Source organism: Sphingomonas sp. Leaf21, assembly GCF_916858675.1.
In the GTDB taxonomy this organism is placed as follows: Bacteria; Pseudomonadota; Alphaproteobacteria; order Sphingomonadales; family Sphingomonadaceae; genus Sphingomonas.
Window position 1 is genome coordinate 1 of sequence record NZ_CAKASM010000020.1, and the last position, 22454, is coordinate 22454.

16 protein-coding genes and 1 tRNA gene are annotated in these 22454 nt (G+C 67.3%); 7 read left to right on the forward strand and 10 right to left on the reverse strand.

Features of this window, described 5'->3' with window-relative positions; genetic code table 11:
- Positions 1-309: 309 nt before the first annotated feature.
- Positions 310-2805: an ABC transporter permease gene (locus LRP66_RS13660; protein ID WP_230483154.1), complete on the reverse strand. Its 2496-nt coding sequence runs from the start codon at positions 2803-2805 to the stop codon at positions 310-312.
- Positions 2802-3476, reverse strand: a complete 675-nt coding sequence (locus LRP66_RS13665) for an ABC transporter ATP-binding protein (RefSeq protein WP_230483155.1) — start codon at positions 3474-3476, stop codon at positions 2802-2804. Before LRP66_RS13665 ends, LRP66_RS13660 begins: the two co-directional genes overlap by 4 nt.
- A gap of 25 nt (positions 3477-3501) precedes the next feature.
- On the opposite strand from LRP66_RS13665, the gene LRP66_RS13670 reads away from it, so the two are divergent.
- Positions 3502-4227, forward strand: a complete 726-nt coding sequence (locus LRP66_RS13670) for an arylesterase (protein WP_230483156.1) — start codon at positions 3502-3504, stop codon at positions 4225-4227.
- A gap of 14 nt (positions 4228-4241) precedes the next feature.
- On the opposite strand, the gene LRP66_RS13675 is transcribed toward LRP66_RS13670, so the two are convergent.
- The 8 genes from LRP66_RS13675 to LRP66_RS13710 form a co-directional block, all read right to left on the reverse strand.
- The gene (locus tag LRP66_RS13675; protein ID WP_230483157.1) at positions 4242-4937 is read right to left on the reverse strand and encodes a FadR/GntR family transcriptional regulator; all 696 of its coding nucleotides are present in this window, start codon (positions 4935-4937) and stop codon (positions 4242-4244) included.
- Positions 4934-5680 carry a helix-turn-helix domain-containing protein gene (locus LRP66_RS13680; protein WP_230483158.1) on the reverse strand — a complete coding sequence of 249 codons (747 nt, stop codon included), beginning with the start codon at positions 5678-5680 and terminating at the stop codon, positions 4934-4936. The genes LRP66_RS13675 and LRP66_RS13680 overlap by 4 nt, the downstream gene beginning before the upstream one ends.
- A 34-nt stretch (positions 5681-5714) precedes the next feature.
- Positions 5715-7019 carry an MFS transporter gene (locus LRP66_RS13685; RefSeq protein ID WP_230483159.1) on the reverse strand — a complete coding sequence of 435 codons (1305 nt, stop codon included), beginning with the start codon at positions 7017-7019 and terminating at the stop codon, positions 5715-5717.
- A complete protein-coding gene (locus tag LRP66_RS13690) occupies positions 7016-8416 on the reverse strand; it encodes an FAD-binding oxidoreductase (RefSeq protein ID WP_230483160.1) in 1401 nt (466 codons plus the stop codon). Before LRP66_RS13690 ends, LRP66_RS13685 begins: the two co-directional genes overlap by 4 nt.
- Position 8417: 1 nt before the next feature.
- Positions 8418-10601, reverse strand: a complete 2184-nt coding sequence (locus LRP66_RS13695; protein ID WP_230483161.1) for a TonB-dependent receptor — start codon at positions 10599-10601, stop codon at positions 8418-8420.
- Positions 10602-10716: 115 nt separating this feature from the next.
- Positions 10717-11478, reverse strand: coding sequence for an SDR family NAD(P)-dependent oxidoreductase (locus LRP66_RS13700; RefSeq protein ID WP_230483162.1), 762 nt, complete (start codon positions 11476-11478; stop codon positions 10717-10719).
- A gap of 11 nt (positions 11479-11489) precedes the next feature.
- Positions 11490-12974, reverse strand: a complete 1485-nt coding sequence (locus LRP66_RS13705; protein WP_230483163.1) for a carboxylesterase/lipase family protein — start codon at positions 12972-12974, stop codon at positions 11490-11492.
- Positions 12975-13087: 113 nt separating this feature from the next.
- Positions 13088-13161 (reverse strand) — tRNA-Cys (locus LRP66_RS13710).
- A 388-nt stretch (positions 13162-13549) separates the two neighbouring features.
- Between LRP66_RS13710 and opgC the strand changes: the two genes are divergently transcribed.
- The 6 genes from opgC (at position 13550) to LRP66_RS13740 (ending at position 22347) form a co-directional block, all read left to right on the forward strand.
- Positions 13550-14644 (forward strand): OpgC domain-containing protein, encoded by a 1095-nt coding sequence (gene opgC, locus LRP66_RS13715; RefSeq protein ID WP_230483164.1) that lies wholly within the window; start codon positions 13550-13552, stop codon positions 14642-14644.
- Between the two features lie 187 nt (positions 14645-14831).
- Complete coding sequence (locus tag LRP66_RS13720) at positions 14832-15500, forward strand: protein-L-isoaspartate O-methyltransferase family protein (protein ID WP_230483165.1); 669 nt, start codon at positions 14832-14834, stop codon at positions 15498-15500.
- Between the two features lie 6 nt (positions 15501-15506).
- The gene (locus tag LRP66_RS13725) at positions 15507-17027 is read left to right on the forward strand and encodes a TolC family outer membrane protein (RefSeq protein WP_230483166.1); all 1521 of its coding nucleotides are present in this window, start codon (positions 15507-15509) and stop codon (positions 17025-17027) included.
- Positions 17028-17069: 42 nt separating this feature from the next.
- Positions 17070-17660, forward strand: coding sequence for a DUF2497 domain-containing protein (locus LRP66_RS13730; protein WP_230483167.1), 591 nt, complete (start codon positions 17070-17072; stop codon positions 17658-17660).
- 319 nt (positions 17661-17979) lie between these two features.
- Positions 17980-19632 carry a histidine kinase famiy protein gene (locus LRP66_RS13735; protein WP_329959276.1) on the forward strand — a complete coding sequence of 551 codons (1653 nt, stop codon included), beginning with the start codon at positions 17980-17982 and terminating at the stop codon, positions 19630-19632.
- Between the two features lie 42 nt (positions 19633-19674).
- On the forward strand, positions 19675-22347 hold the full coding sequence (locus LRP66_RS13740) for a valine--tRNA ligase (protein WP_230483168.1): 2673 nt from the start codon (positions 19675-19677) through the stop codon (positions 22345-22347).
- The last annotated feature ends 107 nt before the right edge of the window (positions 22348-22454 follow it).

Sequence of the window (22454 nt, forward strand, 5' to 3'; positions counted from 1 at the left end):
AGCTCGTCAGGCTCATAACCTGAAGGCCGCAGGTTCAAATCCTGCCCCCGCAACCACACCACACACAGCCCGCCCCATCCAAGGCGGGCTTTTTCGCGTCCAGACACCGCGCCAGCCGTCCGATACCGAGCCTTCGACTGAGGGGCGCGACGGCGTCCGCTCCGAACACGGGGCCCCCGCCTGCGCGGGGGATCACGCTTGGCGGTGGTGAACCGTGTTTGCTCGCCGACATGACGGCTGGTTCACGGCGGAATCGATCGGATGTCGGATCGTTTGTGTGGCCGGACACCCTCTGTCGGGGATGACGAGCTATAGCTGACGTAACGCCTTGGCTGGGCGGGCACGCAGGACCGGGAGTGTACCGAGCAGACCGATCGCCATGGTCACGCCCGCGCCGAGCGCCAGCACGGCGGCGACGAGGGACCAGTCTGGCAGCCAGTCGAATTCGAAGACGCGGGTGACGACGAACCAGCCCCCGGCGGTTCCCAGGATCAGCGCCGTCACGCTGACCGCGCCAACCAGCAACGCATATTCGATTGCCTGGCTGAGCAGGATCTGCCGACGGGTGGCGCCGAGGACCTTGAGCAGGACGGCGTCATAGGTGCGAGCGGCACGGGCCGCCGCGATCGCGCCGAGCAGGACGGCCAGGCCGGCGACGACCGCGACACCGGCTGCGGCGGTGATGGCGGTCGCGACCTGACGGACGATCTCCTGCACCTGGCGCAGGACCGATCCGACCTCGACCACCGACGTCGAGGGAAAGCGTGGCAGCAGCGCATCGGTGACGGCCGATGCCTTGGCGGCGGGCATGTCGATCGTCGCCGCCAGATTATGCGGCACGTCGCTCAGCGCTCCCGGCGAGAAGACCATGACGAAATTGAAGCCGAGCGTGTCCCACGCGATCCGGCGGAACGAGGCGATCCGTGCGGTCCGCTCGATCCCCAGCACGGAAATGGTCAGCGGATCGCCGATCCTGAGATTCAAGGCACTGGCCAGTCGCTCGTCGACGGAAACCAGGCTCTGTCGTGCTTCGGTGGCGGACCACCAATGCCCGGCGGTCAACGTGCTGCCGGGCGGCAGGGTCGATGCGAAGGTCAGCCCGCGCTCGCCACGTAGCGCCCAGGCGCCTTCGGGGATGGTCGTCAGGTCGGCGACGCGGGTCCGGCCATAGCCGGTGATCGTACCCCGCATCAGCGGTACGGTCGCGATCCGCGCGCTCGGCACCAGCCTGCGAATGATCTGTCGGAATTCTCCCGCGCGCTCCGGTGGTACGTCGAGGGCGAACAGCGTCGGCGCGCGGTCGGGGATCGACTGTCGGATATTGCCGTCGATGCTCGTCCTTATGGTTGCGAGGAGGACGAACAGGGTAAGCCCCAGCCCCAGCGCGACGACGAGCGATACGGTCCGCGCGCCGGGGCGATGCAGCGCGGACAGAGCGAGCCTGGCGAGCGGCTGGCGCGGGCGGGGGGCACGCGCGGCGATGCCACGGATCAGCGCGCCGATGCCGAACAATATGGCAAGGCTTGCGACGGTCGCGCCGAGAAAGGCGGCGGTAAAGGCTGGGCGCTCGGTCGTCACCAGCGCCAGCACCGGGATCGGCACGCCCGCCGCCAGCGCCCAGGCGATACCCCGCCAGCCGCCGCCCGAACGTCGGTCGAGGGCACCGCGAAGCAGCGCGGCCGCCGGTATGCGACCGGCCGCCGTGAGGGGAGGTGCGCAAAAGGCGAGGGCGATCAGCAGCCCATAGGCACCCGCCAGCAACAGCGGGCCGGGCACGATGACCAGTCCCGGCGCGACCGGCAACAGCCGGGCCATGGCCGCTCCGGCAACAGGCACCGCGAGGACCCCCGCCGCGATACCTAGCCCGATGCCGGTCGCCGACACGCTGAGAAGCTGGAGCAGATAGATGCGCGCGACCATGCCCGACGTCGCACCCAGGATCTTGAGCGTGGCGATATTGTCGCGTCGCGCCTCGAGATAGGAACTGACCCCGTTGCCGATGCCGATCCCCGCGATGACCAGCGCGGCGAGCCCGACCAGCGTCAGGAATTCGCCCATCCGTGCGATGAAGCGGCTGGCCCCCGGCGAGGCGCGGTCGCGGGTCTTGCTCTCCCATCCGGCGGTGGCGAAGCGACGTTCGAAGCCACGGGCGATGCGGGCGGGATCACCCGACGCGGCGATCCGGTATCGCGTGTCATAAAGACTGCCCGGCTGGATCAGACCCGTCCGGTCGAGTCCGGCGCGCGACAGGATCGCGACGGGCCCCAGCGTAAAGCCCTCGCCGAGCCGATCGGGCTCGTCGCCGATGATGCCGCCGATGCGGAAGCTGGCGGTGCCGAAGCGGAGCATGGCCCCCGGTGCGACTCCCAGACGCTCCGCCAGCGCGCGGCCTATCCACACCATGTCGTCCGCCGGTGCCGTCACCGTCCGCCCGTCGGCCAGCGTCAGTCGGCCATATAGGGGATAGGCGCGGTCGACCGCCTTGAGCTGAATTGGTGCGGTCGCCCCGCTGGCGGTCACGGCCATCGACTGCATCCGGACGGTTTCCGATACCCGACCGCTCGCCGCCATCGCCGACAGTTCCGCGGGATCGGCCAGACGTTGCGAGACCGAGAATTCGACATCACCGCCGAGCAGGCCGCGTCCGCGTGCCGCCAGTTCCCGATCGATCGCCTGACCCAGACTGCCGATCGCGGCCAGCGCGCCAACCCCGAGGAAGAGGCAGAGCAACAGCAGGCGCAGTCCCCGGAAGCGCGCGGACAATTCGCGTCGCGCCAATCGCCAGGCCAGCGGCCAGCCGGTCATGCGACGATCCGGCCATCGGCCAGCGCGACGACACGGTCGCAGCGTTGTGCGAGTGCGGAGTCGTGGGTGATGACGACCAGCGTCGCGCCGGTCGCGGCGCGTCGCTCGAACAGCAGGTCCATGATCCGGGCGCCGGTCGCGGCGTCAAGATTGCCGGTGGGTTCGTCGGCGAAGACGATGCGGGGGCGGGGGGCCAGCGCGCGGGCGATCGCCACCCGCTGCTGCTCGCCACCCGACAATTGCGCCGGATAATGGTCAAGCCGGTGCGACAGCCCGACCGCGGCGAGTTCGGCCTCGGCACGGGCAAACCCGTCGCGGTCGCCCGCCAGCTCCATCGGCACCGCGACATTCTCACGCGCGGTCATCGTCGGAAGCAGGTGGAAGGCCTGGAGAACGATCCCGATCCGACCCCGGCGCGCAACGGCCAGCCCGTCCTCGCCCATGGCGACGAAATCGATCCCCGCGACCATGACCTGGCCGGAGGTCGGGCGCTCCAGTCCCGCCAGGATCGCCATCAGCGAGGATTTGCCCGATCCGGAAGCGCCGAGCAGCGCCAGGCTTTCCCCCTCGGCGACGGCCAGGTCGACGCCCTTGAGGATCTCGACCGGGGCGGCACCGCCCAGCGTCAACCTTACATCCGACGCGCGGATGACCATATCGGGTGCGATCATGTGGCCGAGGATTCCGAAAGAGACGATGTCGAAGACGCCTTATGCGGCCGGTGCCGCACTTATCCAAGCGGCGTTGCTATCCGCCTGCCAGGCGCCGCGCGACGATGCCGCCGCCGTATCCAACATCGCCGAACCGGCCCCCCGTCCGACACCGAGCGCGAAGGTCGCGGTGACGGGGCCGAAGCGGACGGTCCTGGCGTTCGGTGACAGCCTCTATGCGGGTTACGGCCTGCGTCGGGGCGAGAGCTTGCCGGACGCGATCCAGGCGCGTCTAGGGGCGCAGGGCATGAATGCGACCGTGGTCAATGCGGGGGTGTCGGGCGATACGACCGCCGATGGCCGTCGCCGCCTGGCCTATACGCTGGATCGACTGAGCCCCAAGCCCGACCTCGTGATGCTGGGCCTGGGCGGTAACGACGTGCTGCGTCAGCTGAGCCCGGCGGAAACGCGCGCGAACATGACCGCGATGCTCGACGAACTGGCCAAGCGTCGCATTCCGGTGTTGCTCACCGGGATGATGGCACCGCCCAATCTCGGTCCCGACTATGCCGCGCGCTTCAACGCGATCTGGCCCGATCTCGCGCGGGGGCATGACGCGGTGCTCGATCCCTTCATCCTTCAGGGCGTCCTCGGCAACCGGCAGCTTATGTTGCCCGACGGCGTCCACCCCAATGCGCGCGGTGTCGACCGTGTCGCCGACCGCATCGCCCCGCTGGTCGAGGCGCGCCTGAAGTCGCTGCCCGCCGAGTGACGGCGACCTGCCGGTTACAGCACCTTTGCGATGGCGTGATCGAAATGCGCGTCCATCAGCGCGGTGCTGGCATCGGCATCGCGATCCGCAATGGCTTCGGCGATCTGCTGGTGACGGTGGAGAACCTCGGCACGAGCGGATTCGGTATCGCGCGTGTCCCAGGCGCGAGGGACGGCGACGGTCATCAGCGGCGCGAAGGATCGCACGATCTGCAGGAACAGCATGTTGCCGCTCGCCCGTGCGATCGCTTGGTGAAAGACGATGTCGTGCTGGGTCACCTCCTCGATGGTGGAGGCCGCCTGCATGGCCTTCGCCGCGCCGACGATCGCACCGGCATCGTCGCCGCTCCAGTTGAGCGCGGCGAGCCCGGCGGTGCGCAGCTCCAGCGTGCGCCGAACCTCCCAGACTTCGCCGACCGACACCTGCGCGGTCGAGACCGCATGGTCGAGCGAGGTGCCCATCACCGATCCGTCGATCGCCCCCACGCGCGCGCGGCGACCATTGCCGACATCGATCAGGCGAAGCGCCGCGAGCGCGCCGAAGGCCTCGCGCATCACCGCCCGGCTGACGCCCAGCTCTTCGGCGAACTTCGCCTCGCCGGGCAGGGTGTCGCCGACCTTGAGGTCCTGATTGCGGATATGGTCGCGGATCTGCCGGACGGCGCGGTCGACGAGCGAGCCGCCATCGGCCATGCGGATGGCCGGGGTCATGCCGCGACGTCCATCAGGCGCACGCGGGTCGGCGCGACACCATAGCGGCGCGAAAAGGCGCGGGTGAAGCTGGCATTGTTGGAATAGCCGCAGCGATAGCCGATCGACGATACCGGCAGATCGGTCGCGATCAGCAATTGATGCGCCCCCTCCAGACGGCGGGTCGCGATCGCGTCTGCCACGGTCGAGCCGAAGACCTGTCGAAAGCCGCGTGTCAGCTTGGCGCGGTTGAGTCCGCAGGCCCGCGCGATGCCGTCGAGCGTCAGCTTCTCCTGCCACCGTTCGTCGACCAGCCGTCGCGCGGCCGCGAGGCGCGCGGCATCGCGCTCGGACAGGTCACGCGTTCCCGTCGCCGCGATCAGCGCCCCGGCGCCCAGATGGGTGAAGGTCGCGCATAGCAATTCGATACTCTTGGCGAGCCGCAATGCCCGGCGAGCGGGCTCCGCCAAGGGACAGTCGCGGATCGCAACGGCCAGCAGGGCGAGGTCGGCGGGCAGATGCCAGGTCCGGCACGGTGCGGGCACCGATCCGAACAACCGGTGACAGGCATCGGCGGTCACCGCCAGCACGACCACCGCGTCTTCGGCATCGTCCATGTCCGTGCCGATCCGGATCACCGGCGCATCGCCCAGGCGGAAGCAGAGGACCAGCGCGCCTGGTGGCAGATCGACCATCTCCACCGCGCCGCCGCCCACGAAGGACAGCATGTCCGGCGAAACGTCGATCCGTTGCTTCAGGGTCATCCCATCCTCCCTTGTTGCCGTCACGCTGAACCTTTCAGATAGGTTCGTCAACAGCATTTCGTGGGGCCGTTCGCATCGCCATGCCGAAACCCGCGACGGCCAGGACACCGGTCGCGACGCCGACGATCGCCAGCGCGGACCCAAGTCGAGCCTCGCCACCGAGCCAGCCGCTGATCGCGGTGACGAGCGAGGGCGCGATGCCGAAACCGATCAGCCCGGCGAAGGCGATGAATGCGCCGATGCACAGCCCGCGCAATTCGTTCGGGATCAGGACGGTCAGCGCGACCGAGGTGATGAGGCCGGTGATCGCGCCGCAAAGCGACAGGACGGCGAAGGCGATGCCAAACCACACCGTGTCCGGTGCGACGGGAAAAAGGGCGGCGGGAACGCCGATGATGGCGGCCACCACCGCGCCGAGGAGCAGGCTGCCGCGTCGCTTGCTCTTCTGTCCGTAATCCGCGGCGAATCCGCCGAGCAGCGTGCCGATGAAGCCGCTGCCCAGGACCAGTGCCCCCATCCATCCGGCGAAGTCGGCGGGTTGCAGGCCGAAGCGGCGGGTCAGCACCGGTGCGGCCCAGACCAGCGCGGCGTTGTCGGCCATGACGACCGCGACCTGACCGACGAACAGCGGCGCCAGGAACGCCCGGCGCGCCCATAGCTCACGAGCCATGACGCCCAGGGGCGCACCGCTGGCGGCGGTGACCTCCTGCCGCGCGGGCTCGCGCAAGAGGGCGAGCGGGAGGATCAGGACAAGCCCCGCCAGACCCATCGCGACATGCACGCCCCGCCATGGTGTCAGCGCGCCGATCGACGGCATGGCTCCACGCTCGATCAAGCCGAACAGCGTGCCGCCGACCGCGAAGGCGGCGGCGATGCCGATGATCTTGCCCAGATTGACCAGCAGCATCGCCCGCCCGCGCTGCTGCGGCGGACACAGATCGGCGGTCAGCGACAGCGCGCAGGTCAGTGCGCCGGTCGTGCCGGTCGCGGTGAGGACTCGGGCGAGGAACAATATGGTCGCGCTGCCCGCGATCGCGGTCAGCATCGTGCCGAGCGTCCACAACACCGCCAGCGCCAGCAGCAGCCGCACCCGGTTGAACCGGTCGACCAACAGTCCGATCGGGATCGAGCAGACGACCAGCGCCACCGCCGCGCTGACGCCCTGGATCACGCCGAGCATCGTGTCGCTCAGGTGGAGTTCGGCCTTGGCGCTTTCCTGAACCGTGCCGAACGATCCCATCATGGTGAACCCGATCGCCATCGCGAGCGTCAGCGCGAGCAGCGAGGGCAGGGCGCGCGTGGCGCCGCCGCGCGGGGCGGTCATCACGGCGGCGGTCACAGCGCGAAGATCTTGCCGGGGTTCATCAGATTGGCGGGATCGAGCGCGCGTTTCAGCACGCGCATCGTCTCCACCGCGTCGCCCATCTCGGCGACCAGCCAGTCCTGCTTGCCCAGGCCTATGCCATGTTCGCCGGTGCAGGTGCCGTCCATCGCGATCGCACGCTCCACCAGCCGCCGGTTGATCGCCTCCACCTCGGCGAATTCGTGAGGGGCGGCGGGATCGATCGCGAAGATCACGTGGAAGTTGCCGTCGCCGACATGCCCCAGGATCGCCGCGGGCACGGTCCCCGCGTCGATGTCGGCGCGGGTGGCCAGGATGCATTCGGGCAGGCGGCTGATCGGTACGCATACATCGGTGGTCCAGCCGACCGCCCCCGGCCGCACGCCGACCGCCGCATAATAGGCCTCGTGCCGCGCCTTCCACAGCCGGGCGCGTTCCTCCGGCTTGTTCGACCAGGCAAAGGCGCCACCGCCATTCGCCTCCGCCAGCGCCGCCACCGTCTCGACCTGCTCGGCGACCCCGGCCGGGCTGCCATGGAATTCGAAGAACAGGGTCGTCACCTCGGGCAGATCGAGCTTCGACCAGCGATTGACCGCCGCCATCTGCCGGTCGTCGAGGATCTCGACACGGGCGAGGGGGATGCCGCACTGGATCGCCTGAACGACGGTGTCGACCGCGCCGTGAAGCGTCTCGAATCCGCAGACGGCCGAGGAGATCTGCTCCGGTATCGGATGCAAGCGCAGCGTCACCTCGGTGATGATGCCGAGCGTGCCCTCGGACCCGACGAACAGCCGCGTCAGGTCGTAGCCCGCCGCCGACTTGCGCGCGCGCGTGCCGGTGCGGATGACGTTGCCATCGGCGGTGACGACGGTCAGCGACAGGACCGCCTCGCGCATCGTGCCGTAGCGTACCGCGTTGGTGCCGCTCGCGCGGGTCGAGGCCATGCCGCCGATCGTCGCATTGGCGCCCGGATCGATCGGGAAGAACAACCCGGTGTCGCGCAGATCGGCGTTCAGCGCCTCGCGTCGACACCCCGCCTGAACCGTACAGTCGAAATCCTCGGGCCGGATCGCCAGCACCGCGTCCATGCGCGACAGGTCGATGCAGACGCCGCCATGGATGGGCAGGGCATTGCCCTCGATCGAGGTGCCCGCACCGAAGGGCACGATCGGCACCCCCGCCGCGACGCAGAGGCGGACGCAGTCGGCGACATCCTCGGTCGAGCGCGCGAAGACGACCGCTTCGGGAAGCGCTTCGGCGAAATGCGCCTCGCTGGTGCCGTGCTGTCGGCGGATGCTCTCGCCGAGATCCAGCGACGGGCCGAAGCGATGCTCGAGCGTCGCGACGAACGTCTCGCTCAACGGACGGCGAAGGGGGCGGGGGGTGTGTTCCATGTCAGAAACGGACCGTGGCGCGCAGACCGACGCGGCGGCGCGGCGTCTGGACGGCGAGGTTGGAAACCAGCGGCGCGGGCAGCCCGGCGCGGCGAAGGAGCGAGGAGTCGAGATAGGTCTCGAGATATTTCTCGTCGAACAGGTTGGTCGCGAACAGCCCGACGTCGAGCGGACCGCCCGACCAGGTTAGCGAGGCGTTGACGAGGTGATAGGGGGCCAGCACCGGCACCGAGGCGGCGTCGAGCGAGGCGCCGGTCCGGCTGCCCTTGGCGACGACATTGGCGTCGAGGACCAGCGCCTGATCGCGGTGGAAGGGCAAGCGGACATTGGTGCCGACGGCATAGTTTGCATCGGGTACGAACAGGATGCGGTCGCCGGGATAGGCATAGCCCGTCGTCGCCCGGAATTCGCCGGCGTCGGTCACCCGCGCGTGGAGCAGCGTCGCGTTGGCATAGAGCCGCCACAGCCGGGTGACGTTGAACGACAGTTCCGCCTCCGCGCCATAGCTTTGCACATCGCCCGAATTGAGGTTGATCGCGACGAACCCGACCGGCTGGCCGGTCGCGGGGTTCAGGATGGTCGAGGGCGCCAGCGCGTTCGCGCCGATGAAGTTCTTGTAGTCGTTGTAGAAGGCCGCGACATTGGCGGTCAGTCGGCCGTCCAGCGCGGATGCCTTCGACCCGATCTCATAGGTCCAGACGGTGTCGCCCTTGTAGATCAGGTTCGGCGCGCCCGGACCGTTCTGCCCGCCGCCACGCGCCCCGCGCGCGACCGAGGCATAGGTCATGAAATCGGGCGTCCAGCGCTTGGTCAGCGTCGCGCGCGGCTGCCACTGATCGGCCTTGTAGGCGGCGGGAAGACCGGCGGTCGACGCGCTCAGCCGCTGATGGTCGTATCGCAGGCCGACCGCCAGATCGAGCCCGTCGCCCAGATCCAGGAAGCCGGTGCCGAACAACGCGATATTCTCGTTCTCGGCGGTCGCCGACGACGGCACGGTCAGGTTGGCGGGCACGACGGTGGTGGTGCCGCTGCTGTCGGTATTCGACTTGGCGTAGAAGGCGCCGATCAACGTCGTGAATCGGCTGCTCCATTTGGTGTCGAAGCGGACCTCGCCCGTGTACGTCTTGAGCGTGCGGTTGCTGGTCGAGCGGAAGAAATCGAACGGACTGTAATCGGCGTCGCCCGCGCCGCTATAGTCGGACTGGTTATACGCGCCGATCGCGGTGATCGTGGTCTTCAGGCTGTCGACGTCGAACTCGCCCTTCAGGTTGGCCGCATAATAGTCGATCGTGGCCAGGCTGCGCTGGTTGGTGCGGCCGTCCAGCGTATAGTCGCGCGGACCCTGCACGTTGAAATAGGGGGTCGCGCCACCGAATACCCGGTCATAGCTGCCGTTCAGGGTGAAGCGCGCCCAGGACGCCGGGACGAAGCGGAGCGTGCCGTTGATGCTCCTGGTTTCCAGCGGGTTCTGATCGCCGCCCGCCAGCAGGTTGCGCTGGAACCCGTCCTCGGTGTGATAGGCCGCACCGATCCGGAACTGGAGCACGTCCTTGACGATCGGGCCGGAGACGCTGCCCGAGACCGAGGCGTAGTTGTCGCCGCCCGCCAGCGCGCCGTCGATACGGCCCTGCCATTCGTTGGAGGGTTGGCGCGTGACGACGTTGATCGCACCGCCCAGCGTATTGTTGCCGAACAGCGTACCCTGCGGACCGCGAAGCACTTCGACCCGCGCGACATCGACCAGTGGCGAATTGAGGTAGGTCGTGTTCGGCTGATAGATGCCGTCGATGAAGATGCCGACGCCCGGCTGAACCGTGTCGATCAGCGTGGTGCCGATGCCACGGATCGAGACGAAGGCGCGGCCCACCGAGTCCGAATTGATGTTGAGACCCGGCGTATAGGCCGCGACGTCGCGTACCACGACCAACTGCTGCTGCTTGATGGTGTCGCCGGTGATCGCGGTGACGGCGATCGGCACGTCCTGCAGCCGCTCCTCGCGGCGGCGGGCGGTGACCACCACGTCGGAGGCGGGCGTGTCGGCGGCGGTCCGGCTGTCGGTTTGCGGATCCCCCGCCGTTCCCCGGTCGGTGGATACGGCCCCCTGAGGATCGCTCGTCTGAGCGGCGGCCAGGGCCGGGATGACGAGGGCGAGCGCGGTGGACAGCGCGAACAGCGAACGACGCATGCAGAACCTCTCCGACTATGGTGGATCGTGGTCGTCCACCTGTCAGATAGCTATGCCGTCTTTCAGACCTATATGAAAGGTCGGCCGACTATGCCGATCGGCTCTCGCACTTGGCCTACCAGCAGGAATAACCGCCATCGGCCAGTACGATGCTGCCGGTCATCAGGCTGGCGGCGTCGCTGGCCAGGAAGTGGACGATCGACGCGACTTCGCGCGCCTCGCCGAGCCGCGCCTGCGGCGTTCCGTCGATCCAGCGGCGATACATCTCGCTCGATCGGTCCGCGAAAGCGTTGAGCGGTGTCGCGATATAGGTCGGTGCGACCGCGTTGACGCGCACGCCCCGATCGGCCCATTCGGCGGCCAGGCTCTTGGTCAACTGGTGTACCGCCGCCTTGGACGCGTTGTAATAGCTTTGCGGTTGCGGGCGGTTGACGATGAACCCCGACATGGAGCCGATATTGACGATCGCGCCCTTGCCCCTGGCCAGCATGTGCCGCCCGAAGGCCCGCGCGCACCAGAAGGTGCCGTTCAGATTGACGTCGAGGACGTTCAGCCAATGCTCGTCGGCGACCTCCTCGGCGGCGGTCTCGCTGCGCGCGATGCCGGCATTGTTGACGAGAATATCGGCGCCGCCCAATCGGTCGGCGATGGCGCTCACCTCGGCGCTGCGCGTGACGTCGAGCACCACCCCCTCTACGTCATAGCCCTTGTCGCGCAAGTCGGTCAGGCCGCGTTCCAGGATCGCCTCGTCGCGGTCGGCGATGGTCACGCGCGCACCGAATTCGGCCAGCGCATCGGCACAGGCCAGGCCGATTCCCTGGCCGCCGCCGGTCACGAAGGCGGTGCGGCCATCCAGGCACAAACGGTTTGCGTACATCGGGGCGCTCCTCAGGGCAGAAAGTCGGCGGCGGCCATGCGCGGCTCATGCACCACGGCATCGGCGGCGATCCGATAGACCTGGCGGGTCTCCCGGTCGAACGGCGCCCAGGGCAATGTCCCGTCACGCGCGAAATCGACCCATAGCCGGTGGGTGCGATCGGCCAGCGCCTGTGGCGGGTTCTCGCCGAGCAGCCCGGTCGGGCCCGTGGTCGAGGCGAGCGAGTCGAAGACGAACGGCAATTCGACGGCATGGCATGCGCCGAGCTCGCCGCGAAAGGCGGGCGACCGCCAATCGAACTCATAGACATGGGTTCGCCCGCGATGCTCCTCGGCGAACCGCCGTGCGGGCCAGCGGAAGACCAGATCGCTCATCGCCTCGGTCAGGGCCATCCCCGCCGGGCGGTGCCGCGCGCCATAGGCATTGAGGACGCGCCACGCCTTGGGCTGCGACCGGCGCAGCACGAACCACGCAAGCAGGCGACCGATCCTGGCGCGGACGCCGCTCGGCACGAGGTAGAGGTTCATCTCCTCCGCATTGCTGCCGATCAATATGTCGATCTCCGCGCCCGCACCCTTGCGCAGCGCATCGAGCGGCGGCTCGGGCAGGACGTCGTCGCCATGGACGGGCACGAACCGGCTGATGCCGAACACGGGTTCGCGGCCCTCCGCATCGCGAAGGTCGATCCGCGCGGTCGGGGCGGATACCGTCTCCACGGCGGCGAGCATGTCCTCGGTCGATATCGCGGCGAAGCCTTCGCGGGTCGGCGCGATCCGCAGAAGCTTGGCGAGCCTGTCGACCAGTCGGCGCGCGACCGGGATCGGGCGGGTCATCGCGCCGTGTCCGCTCTGGATGATCGCACGCCGGAACAATTCCTTGGCCAGAGGAGAGGTGACCAGATCGGCGATGGCCATCGCCCCCGCGGACTCGCCGAACAGCGTGATATTGGCTGGATCCCCGCCGAATGCGGCAATCTCCGAGCGCACCCAGGCGAGCGCCGCAAGCATGTCGCGCAGTCCCAGATTGGTAGGAATGCTGGGGATCGGCAGGAAACCGTCGACCCCCATGCGATAATTGATCGCGACATAGACGATCCCGTCACGCGCGAAACTGGCGCCGTTCTGGACGCTCGCATCCTTGCTGCCCACGATGAAGCCACCGCCATGCACGAACACCATGACCGGAAGGCCGGTCCGGTCGTCGGCCGGACGCAACACGTTCAGCGTCAGATAGTCGTCACCCTTCACCCAACCGGTTCCGATCAGCGGCGCGGCGTCCAGCCCCGGCGCGGCGCGCGTCACCTGCGGTGCGTTGGCGCCGGGCACTATATCGGTTCGCACGTCGCCCCACGGCGCGGCAGGGGACGGCGGCGCGAATCGCTTCGCCCCGACCGGCGCGGCGGCATAAGGGAGGTCGAGAAAGTGGCGCACGCCGTCCTTGACCGTCCCATGGACGGGGCCCCGCGTGGTTTCGACGCGATCGTGATCGTTCAACATGCGCCGAACGGTACACGCTCATCGCGCTATCGGAAGAACCCGCCCCTTTGCCGGTCAGCACATTCTGCTTGCCGTTCCGCCTCATGGGTGGCGGCAACACGGGTATCGTCATCTGGAGGCGCGACCGGGAATCGAACCCGGGTGCAAGGATTTGCAGTCCTCTGCGTCACCACTCCGCCATCGCGCCTCGATGCGTGGGAGGCGGGCGTTTCTGCGGTTTTTGATCCGCTGTCAACCGCGAGTAGGCCGTCGTCCTCAAAAAGTACGCCCTTTTGTCGATTCGGACCGGCTTGAGGCCAAGCGCCCCATGGGCTGGAGAAGCAGGGCACCGACCTCAAGGCGCTGCCAAATATCAGGGCTCCGCAGACCATCGGCGGAGTCTTGGAATATGACGCGCGCCGCCTGCCCGGATCGGCCATCGGGCGTGGCCCAGTCGAGACGCGATGGCGAGAGGGGCGCCTGATCGGCTTTGGTCAATCGGCCCCTTTTTGGGACAATTCAATTGATTAGCCGCTGGTCTTGATCCCGTGTGGTCGTGCAGGAGGCCTGTCCTAATAATCGCTTGGGAGGGCGAGATGGCGAGCGGCGGAATTGAGCGCGAGACGCGGCTGGATATCATCCGCGGCTTTGCCATGCTCGTCATCGCGATCAACCATGTCAGCGTAGCCTTCCGGATCTACGGCCTCGAATATATCGACATCCCGACGCCAACGCATCTGGGCTACTCTTCGTCGGCGGCAACGTTCGTCGCGATGTCGGGATATATGGTCGGCTTCGTGTACAGTCGGAGGCGGGATGGCGCCCGAGCCGTATTGCAACGTGCGCGCAAGCTGTACGTGTATAATCTCCTATTGTTCTTGGCGACATTGCCGCTCCTGGCCTTGATGAGCCCCCATGAGGCCTCGTCCTGGCATGCGGAAACGTTGCAGGAACGGCCATGGCTCGGGCTATTGCAGTTTCTCACGCTGTTGCGTGCGCCGGCGCTTCTGGATGTGCTCCAGCTCTACGTCATATTGATGATCTTGACCCCTGCCGCGCTGTGGCTCCATCGGCGATCTGCGACGTCACTCGTAGCATTGTCGGTTGGGGTCTGGGCCTTATGCCAGCTCGCCGCCGCGTTGCGGCTGTTCGATCCCAAGATATTCGAATGGAACTTCAATCCCGCCGCGTGGCAGATCGTGTTCTTCTTGCCCATGGTATTTGGTTCAGCTCGGGGGCATGAAATCACGTTCCGATATTTTCACCGCAATTGGATCGCTGTCGCCGCGCTTTTCACGGCGGTGATTGCATTTGCGCTGCTCAAGGTTTTGCATGTCGAGCAGGCGATTCCCGATTACGCCCTTCTAACGTCCAAAGGTAACATGGGAGCTCTGCGTCTTATGCACGCGGCGCTGATCATGTTCTTTTATGGCGGTCTGCTGGCGCTCGTCCCCGCCCTTTCGAAAATCGCGCCGTTGCGAGCGCTCGCATGTATCGGGCGGCATACTTTGCCTTGCTATGTCGTAAGCGCGTGGCTGACCTACGCGCTGGCTGCGGTTTGGAGCCGATATAGCGGTGCCTACACGACCTATCTGCTGGCGGCGGCATTTTCCGCCTTCATGACTTTCGTCGTCGCCTCATTGGCCGATGCCCGACGTAAGCGCAGAACCGCTTCGGCGATGATGTCCTGATCATGCCCGCGTGGCTGCGGATGGTCATTCGCGCACCCTGCTCAGCGCTATGATCCGGTCGATCTCGCCAAATTGCGGCAGGCGCACTAACCAGTCCGCTTGGCGGATATGGCCTTGCGCGATAGAAGCGGCGGGAACCAATTTAGTGTATTGCACAACTAAAACGGCTGTGCGACAGGGATGAGCCATGATGACGACCAGCACTGACTCCTCGAATTTCAACGCGATGCGGCACGCGATGGTGGCTAGCCAGTTGCGCACCACCGCCGTCAGTGACCAGCGGGTCGTGGCCGCGATGGCGCGCCTTCCGCGCGAGGACTTCACGCCCGAGGCACTGCGCCCGGTCGCCTATCGCGACGGCACGCTGGACCTCGGCCACGGTCGTGCGATCAACCTGCCGATGGCGACGGGTCGCCTGCTGACCGAGGCCTATCTGGAGTCCGGGGATCGCGTGCTGCTGATCGGCGCCGCCACCGGCTACACGGCCGCGCTGCTGTCCGGCATCGTCGCCGATGTCGTCGCGGTCGAGGAGCAGCCCGAACTGGTCGCCGCCGCGCGCACCGCGCTGGCGGGCGAGAGCAATGTCACGCTGGTCGAAGCGCCGCTGACCGCGGGCCACGAAGCGGGCGCGCCATATGACGTGCTGGTGATTGACGGCGCGGTCGAGGACCTGCCTGCCGCCCTGGTCGAGCAGGTCAAGATCGGCGGCCGCATCGTCACCGGTCTGGTCGAGAACGGCGTCACCCGACTGGCCAGCGGTCGCCGGACCGAAGGCGGCCACGGCGTCCGCGCCTTCGCCGATGCCGAATGCACCATCCTGCCGGGCTTCGCCCGTCCTCGCGTCTTCCAGTTCTGAGGGACCATGCGCCTGCACCTGACGTCTTCGCTCACCTCCGGCGTTCTGATCGGCTCGGCTTTGTTGCTGGCCGGAGCGGCTTCGGCGGAGACATTGCGCGAGGCGATGGTGCGGGCGTACCAGTCAAACCCGGCGATCACCGGTCAGCGCGCGGCGCAGCGCGCCACCGATGAGAATGTCCCGATCGCGCGGGCCAGCGGCCTGCCGTCGCTCCAGTCGCAGGCGCAGATCACCGACAATATCGTCGTCGCGAACAACAACTTCCTCAACCCTGAACGGCTCGGGACCGGCGCACTGCAATTGTCGGTGCCGCTGTATCAGGGCGGGGCGGTCAAGAACGCGGTGCGCGCCGCGGAGACGCGGGTCGATGCCGGGCGGGCGCAGCTTCGCGGGGTGGAGGCCGATCTCTTCACCAATGTCGTTGCCACCTATATGAACGTCATCCGCGACGAGGCAATCGTCAATCTCAACACGGTCAACGTCAATGTGCTCCAGACGAACCTGCGCGCCTCGCGCGACCGGTTCCAGGTCGGCGATCTGACACGTACCGACGTCGCGCAGTCGGAGGCGCGTCTGGCGCAGGCGCGCGCACAGCTTCAGTCGGCCCAGGCCAATCTGATCTCCAGCCGGGAGAATTATGTCGCGGTGGTCGGCGTCGCGCCGGTCGGTCTCGAACAGCCGCCCGCGCTCCCGATGCTGCCCGCTTCGCCCAATCAGGCGGTGGCGGTCGCGCTCGACCAGAATCCGCAATTGATCGCGGCGCGCCGGTCGGCGGACGCCACGCGCTATGACATCGGCGTCGCGCGTGCCAACCGACTGCCCCGGATCGCGGCGGTATCGAGCGGGAATTACTTCAACTATCTCGGTTCGCTCAACGTGCCGAACGTCCCGACATCGGGAATCAACGCCACCGTCGGCGCGCAGCTGACCCTGCCGTTGTTCCAGGGCGGCCGTCCTGCGGCGCAGGTCCGCCAGGCAGAGGCGCTGCGCGGCCAGGCGCTGGAGAATGCGACCGGCACCGAGCGGCAGGTCGTGGCGCAGGTCCGCTCCGCCTATGCGGTGTGGCAGTCGTCGCAACAGGTCATCCAGTCCGCCGAGTCGGCCGTCCAGGCCAATTCCTTGTCGCTGGAGGGCGTGCGCGCGGAGAACAGCGTCGGCACGCGCACGGTGCTCGACATACTCAATGCCGAGCAGGAACTGCTCAACAGCCAGGTGACGTTGGTGACCGCCAGGCGTGACGCCTATGTCGCCGGTTTCGCGCTGATCGCCGCGATGGGCAATGCCGAGGCGCGGGACCTGGGGCTCGACGGCGGCGCGCTCTACGATCCGGTCGCCAATTATCGGCGGGTCCGCAACAAGATCAGCGATTGGGGCGGGGACGGCGAGCCCGAGCCGGTGGCCGGTACGACGGCGGGAACACCCGCGCAAACCGCTGCAATCACACGTCCTCTCGACGCAGATGTGAACGCGCCTGTTGACAGGAGCCCCGCATTAACCACAGGTGCATCGGCACCGAGCCGGCAATGACGTCGGCAGGGGTCCTGGGGGGCTTCAATGGGGATTGCGGTCATGGGTGATGTCAGCGCCGAGCCGTCGATGGAGGAAATTCTCTCCTCGATCAAAAGGATCATCGCCGAGGAGGGAGAGGTGCCTGCGCGTCAGCGTCGCCAGCCGCGCCCCGTCCCCGCGCCGGTCGACGAGGGCGAATCGCCCGAGGTGCTGGAGCTGAGCGACCCGATGCCGCTCCGCATGAAGGTTGAGGCCGCCGCCGCCCGTGCCGCCGAATCGGCGCTTCGCCCGATGGTCGAAGCGGCGATGGCTCCCGCGCCGGAGCCGGTCCAGCAGGTCGCCGCGCCGCAGCCCGCCCCGGTCGCCACGCCCGCCCCGACGGCCCCGGCCGCCAAGGTCGAGGCACCGTCCAATGTCATTAGCGAAGAGGCGATCGTGTCGCCTCGCGCGGCTCAAGCCAGCCGTGGTTCTCTGGAGGCGCTCAGCCGCATGATGGTCAAGCCCGAACCGAGCAGCGACGGCACCCTGGAAGGTCTGGTCCGCGAGATGCTCCGTCCCATGCTGCGTGAGTGGCTGGACAGCAATCTGCCGTCGATGGTCGAATCGATGGTCGCCCGCGAAATCGCACGGATCACGCGCGAAGGGCACTAGGCCCCCCGATCGACATTCAACCATGCCTGTCCATCCCTCGCCCCTCCTAGAGGGGAGAGGGTTGCGCAGACTTGGTCTTTGCGTAGCAAAGGCCTAGTCGGAGCTGGGTGAGGGGTGAAGCGCTCGAAGAGCGCGCGAGCCTTGAGGCTCGCTCAACCCCTCACCCAAGCTGCGCTAGCCAGCACGCTGGCAAGCTTCGCTAACCCTCTCCCCTGTCCAGGGGAGAGGGGAGAATAACCTGAATGTCGATCCGGCCTAAGTCCTTCATGACGCCGCGGTTCCGTCGTTTCGGGGTAACGTCCGGGCGCAGGACGGAACCGTGCGCGCCGCGCTGGGTTCGGTGGTCATGACGGTCACGCCAGAAACGCCCGATGCCGAAAAGTCGACGCGTTCGCACGTGTCGTCGCCTCCCATCTCGGATGCGCGCCAGCCGCATTCGGGGCAGTCGGACATCTTCTTTGCGGCGGTGAAGACCACGCGGATGCCGATGATCGTCACCGATCCGCGTCAGCCCGACAACCCCATCGTCTTCTGCAACGAAGCGTTCAGCTTCATGACCGGCTATTCCGAGGACGAGATTCTCGGCACCAATTGCCGGTTCCTGCAGGGGCCGGAAACCGATCGCGAGGTCGTGGCGCAGGTGCGTGCGGCCGTCGAACGACGCGACGAGATCGCGGTCGAACTGCTCAACTATCGCAAGAACGGTTCGACCTTCTGGAACGCGCTGTTCGTCTCCCCGGTCTATGACGATGCGGGCGAACTGGTGTATTTCTTCAGCAGCCAGCTCGACATTTCCCGCCGTCGCGAGGCGGAGGATGCGTTGCACGAGGCGCAGAAGATGGAGGCGGTCGGCAAGCTGACCGGCGGCATCGCGCACGACTTCAACAACCTGTTGCAGGTCATCATCGGCTATTCCGACATATTGGAGGCGCGGATCAGCGATACCGACCGGAGCGGGCGCCGCGCGGTCGAGGCGATCGGCGCGGCGGCGGCACGCGGCGCGACGCTGACCCAGCAGCTTCTCGCCTTCGCGCGCAAGCAGGAACTGCGCGACCGGCTGCTCAACTTCAACCAGTTGATCGAGGATTTCCGGCCGATCCTGAACCGCACGGCGGGCGAGGCGGTGATATTGCGCCAGCGGCTGGAGGAAAATCTCTGGAATTGCCGCATCGATCCCGTCCAGGCGGAGATGGCGCTGCTCAACATCGTGACCAATGCGCGCGAGGCGATCGGTCGAACCGACCATCGCGGCGAGATTACGATTTCGACCCGCAACATGATCCAGTCCGCCGACAAGCCCGACGGTCCCGCCAATCTGGACGCCGGGGAATATGTCGTCGTGCGGATCGCCGATGACGGTCCGGGTATCGATCCGCAGATCGCCGACAAGATCTTCGACCCCTTCTTCACGACCAAGGAGATGGGGAAGGGGGCCGGTCTGGGTCTGGCGATGGTCTATGGCTTCATGCGCCAGTCGGGTGGCCTTGCGGCGGTCGAGCCGGGCGATTCCGAAGGCGCCGTCCTGTCGCTCTATTTCCCGCGCGCGGCTGGCGTGTCCGAGCGGCGGCCCCCGGCTGTCCAGCCCGCGCGGAGCGGCGGCGCGGAGCGGGTGTTGATGGTCGAGGATCAGGACGATGTCGGCGATCTGGGCAAGTCGATGCTCGAGGATCTCGGCTATGACGTCGTCCTGACGCGCAGCGCTCGCGAGGCGCTGGACCATCTGGCGCGCGACGGCGACTTCCAGTTGCTGTTCACCGACATCCTGATGCCGGGCGGAATGAACGGCGTCGCGCTGGCGCAGTCGGTGCGGCGCGACTATCCGCGTCTCGGCATCCTGTTGACGACCGGCTATGCCGACGAGGCGATCGACGATGGCGCCAGGTCCTATGAACTGATCCGCAAGCCCTATCGCCGCGCCGAGCTGAACGAGCGGATCCGCGCGGTGCTCGACCGGCCGGGCGCGAGAACCTGATAGCATCTGGCGTCCCAGCCTCAGGCTGATTAAGGCAGCGCCATGACTGAGCTGCCCAAGACGTTCGACCCCGCCGCAATCGAAGCCCGCTGGTACGGCCATTGGGAGGAAAAGGGCCTGTTCCGCCCCGACCGCCCCAATGCCGAGCCCTGGACGATCGTCAACCCGCCGCCCAACGTCACCGGCAACCTGCATATCGGCCATGCGCTGGACAACACGTTGCAGGATATCCTCGTCCGCCATGCCCGGTTGAAGGGCAAGGACGCCTTGTGGGTCGTGGGGACCGATCATGCGGGCATCGCGACCCAGATGGTCGTCGAGCGTCAGATGAACGCGCAAGGCCAGAAGCGCACCGACTTCACCCGCGAGCAGTTCGTGGAAAAGGTCTGGGCCTGGAAGGCGGAGAGCGGTGGCACGATTACCGGCCAGCTTCGCCGCCTAGGCTGTTCGATGGACTGGGCCAATGAGCGCTTCACGATGGACGAGGGCTTCAGCCGGGCGGTGCTGAAGGTCTTTGTCGAGCTGCACGCCCAAGGCCTGCTCTACCGCGACAAGCGGCTGGTCAACTGGGACGCGGGGCTGGGAACCGCGATCAGCGACCTGGAGGTCGAGACGCGCGAAGTGAAGGGCAGCTTCTGGCGGCTGCGCTATCCGCTCGCCGATGGTTCGGGCTTCATCGAGGTCGCGACGACGCGCCCTGAGACGATGCTGGCCGACATGGCGGTCGCGGTCCATCCGGACGACGCGCGCTACACCGCGCTGATCGGCAGGCAGGTGCGTCTGCCGATCACCGGTCGCCTTATCCCGATCGTCGCCGACGAACATGCCGACCCGGAATTGGGATCTGGCGCGGTCAAGATCACGCCCGGCCATGACTTCAACGATTTCGAGGTCGGCCGTCGCGCAGGGATCGAGGCGCGCGACATGCTCAACATGCTCGATGCCAAGGCGCATATCTGCCAGACGTCTGACGGACTGATCCCGGACGCGTTCCTGGGCCTGTCGACCGCCGAGGCGCGCAAGGCCGTGGTCGCGCGGCTGAGGGACGAGGGCGTCCTGATCCCGCATATCGACAAGGACGGCGAGGAGCATGACGCCGAGCCGCGCACGATCCAGACGCCGTTCGGCGATCGGTCGGGCGTGGTGATCGAACCCTGGCTGACCGACCAATGGTATGTCGATGCCAAGACGCTGGCCCGGCCCGCGATCGAGGCGGTCCGCTCGGGCAGGATCAAGATCGTGCCGCAGGCGTGGGAGAAGACCTTCTTCAACTGGATGGAGAATATCCAGCCCTGGTGCGTCAGCCGCCAGCTCTGGTGGGGGCACCAGATTCCGGCGTGGTTCGCCGAGGATGGCCGCGTGTTCGTCGCCGAGACCGAGGAAGAGGCGCAAGGCCAGGCGGGTGAGGGCGTCGCCCTGACCCGCGATCCGGACGTGCTCGACACCTGGTTCTCGTCCGCGCTCTGGCCCTTCGCGACGCTTGGCTGGCCCGACGCCGGGGACAAGACGCTGGCGGGGCGTTACCCCAATGACGTGCTGATCTCCGGCTTCGACATCCTGTTCTTCTGGGATGCGCGGATGATGATGCAGGGTATGCACTTCATGGAAGATGTGCCCTTCAAGACCCTGTATCTCCACGGGCTCGTCCGTGCCGCCGACGGCTCGAAAATGTCGAAGTCGAAGGGCAACACGGTCGATCCGCTGGGCCTGATCGACCAATATGGCGCCGACGCGCTGCGCTTCTTCATGGCGGCGATGGAGAGCCAGGGCCGCGACATCAAGATGGATGAACGCCGGGTCGAGGGCTATCGCAACTTCGCGACCAAGCTGTGGAACGCGGCGCGCTTCGCCCAGGCGAACGGCATCGGCGCGTCGACCACGCTGGAGGCGCCGAACGCCAGCCTGGCGGTCAACAAGTGGATCATCGCCGAAACCGTGAAGACGGTGCAGGCGGTCGATCTGGCGCTTGCCGATTACCGCTTCGACGGCGCGGCGAACGCGATCTATCAGTTCGTCTGGAGCCGTTTCTGCGACTGGTATCTCGAACTCATCAAGCCGGTCCTGCAGGGCGGCGAAGAGGGGGGTGAGGAGACCCGCGCGGTGGCGGGCTGGGTGCTCGACCAGATTCTGGTCCTGCTCCACCCGTTCATGCCCTTCATCACCGAGGAACTGTGGCATGCCATGGGCGCGCGCGATCACGATCTGATCGTCGCCCAGTGGCCGATGGCGGATGCCCGCGCGCTCGATCCGGAGGCCGAGCGCGAGATCGACTGGCTGATCCGTCTGGTAAGCGAGATCCGTGCCGCGCGAACCGAACTCAACGTGCCGCCGGGCGCGCGTCTGCCGATGCATGTCCGCGAGGCCCATGCCGATACGCAAGCGCGACTGGTCCGTCAGGCCTCCGCGCTGGCGCGGCTCGCCCGTGTCGAGGCGGCCGAAGGCGAAGCCTCGGTTGGTGCGGCGCAGGTCGTGGTGGACGAGGCGACCTTCGTCCTGCCGCTCGAGGGCGTGATCGACCTCGACGCCGAACGCCAGCGCCTGACCAAGGCGATCGCGGCGGTGGAGAAGGAGCGCGACGCACTGGGCGGACGACTGGGCAATGCCAGCTTCGTCGAACGCGCCAAGCCCGAGGCGGTGGAAAAGGCGCGATCGGACCACGCCGACAAGATGGCGGAAGCGGCCCGCCTCCATGCGGCGCTAGGCCGCCTGGGCTGACCAAATTCCTCCCCATCGTCAGATGGGGAGGGGGACCGCGCCCGTAGGGCGTGGTGGAGGGGCGAGGGGCAAAGCCCCTCCACCATCGCTTCGCGATGGTCCCCCTC

What these genes read in the sequence shown, in the direction of transcription:
- LRP66_RS13660 (WP_230483154.1), bottom strand. Translation starts at nt 2,805, where the DNA reads ATGACCGGCTGGCCGCTGGCCTGGCGATTGGCGCGACGCGAATTGTCC.
- LRP66_RS13665 (WP_230483155.1), bottom strand. Translation starts at nt 3,476, where the DNA reads ATGATCGCACCCGATATGGTCATCCGCGCGTCGGATGTAAGGTTGACG.
- LRP66_RS13670 (WP_230483156.1), top strand. Translation starts at nt 3,502, where the DNA reads ATGTCGAAGACGCCTTATGCGGCCGGTGCCGCACTTATCCAAGCGGCG.
- LRP66_RS13675 (WP_230483157.1), bottom strand. Translation starts at nt 4,937, where the DNA reads ATGACCCCGGCCATCCGCATGGCCGATGGCGGCTCGCTCGTCGACCGC.
- LRP66_RS13680 (WP_230483158.1), bottom strand. Translation starts at nt 5,680, where the DNA reads ATGACCCTGAAGCAACGGATCGACGTTTCGCCGGACATGCTGTCCTTC.
- LRP66_RS13690 (WP_230483160.1), bottom strand. Translation starts at nt 8,416, where the DNA reads ATGGAACACACCCCCCGCCCCCTTCGCCGTCCGTTGAGCGAGACGTTC.
- LRP66_RS13695 (WP_230483161.1), bottom strand. Translation starts at nt 10,601, where the DNA reads ATGCGTCGTTCGCTGTTCGCGCTGTCCACCGCGCTCGCCCTCGTCATC.
- LRP66_RS13700 (WP_230483162.1), bottom strand. Translation starts at nt 11,478, where the DNA reads ATGTACGCAAACCGTTTGTGCCTGGATGGCCGCACCGCCTTCGTGACC.
- LRP66_RS13705 (WP_230483163.1), bottom strand. Translation starts at nt 12,974, where the DNA reads ATGTTGAACGATCACGATCGCGTCGAAACCACGCGGGGCCCCGTCCAT.
- opgC (WP_230483164.1), top strand. Translation starts at nt 13,550, where the DNA reads ATGGCGAGCGGCGGAATTGAGCGCGAGACGCGGCTGGATATCATCCGC.
- LRP66_RS13720 (WP_230483165.1), top strand. Translation starts at nt 14,832, where the DNA reads ATGATGACGACCAGCACTGACTCCTCGAATTTCAACGCGATGCGGCAC.
- LRP66_RS13725 (WP_230483166.1), top strand. Translation starts at nt 15,507, where the DNA reads ATGCGCCTGCACCTGACGTCTTCGCTCACCTCCGGCGTTCTGATCGGC.
- LRP66_RS13730 (WP_230483167.1), top strand. Translation starts at nt 17,070, where the DNA reads ATGGGTGATGTCAGCGCCGAGCCGTCGATGGAGGAAATTCTCTCCTCG.
- LRP66_RS13740 (WP_230483168.1), top strand. Translation starts at nt 19,675, where the DNA reads ATGACTGAGCTGCCCAAGACGTTCGACCCCGCCGCAATCGAAGCCCGC.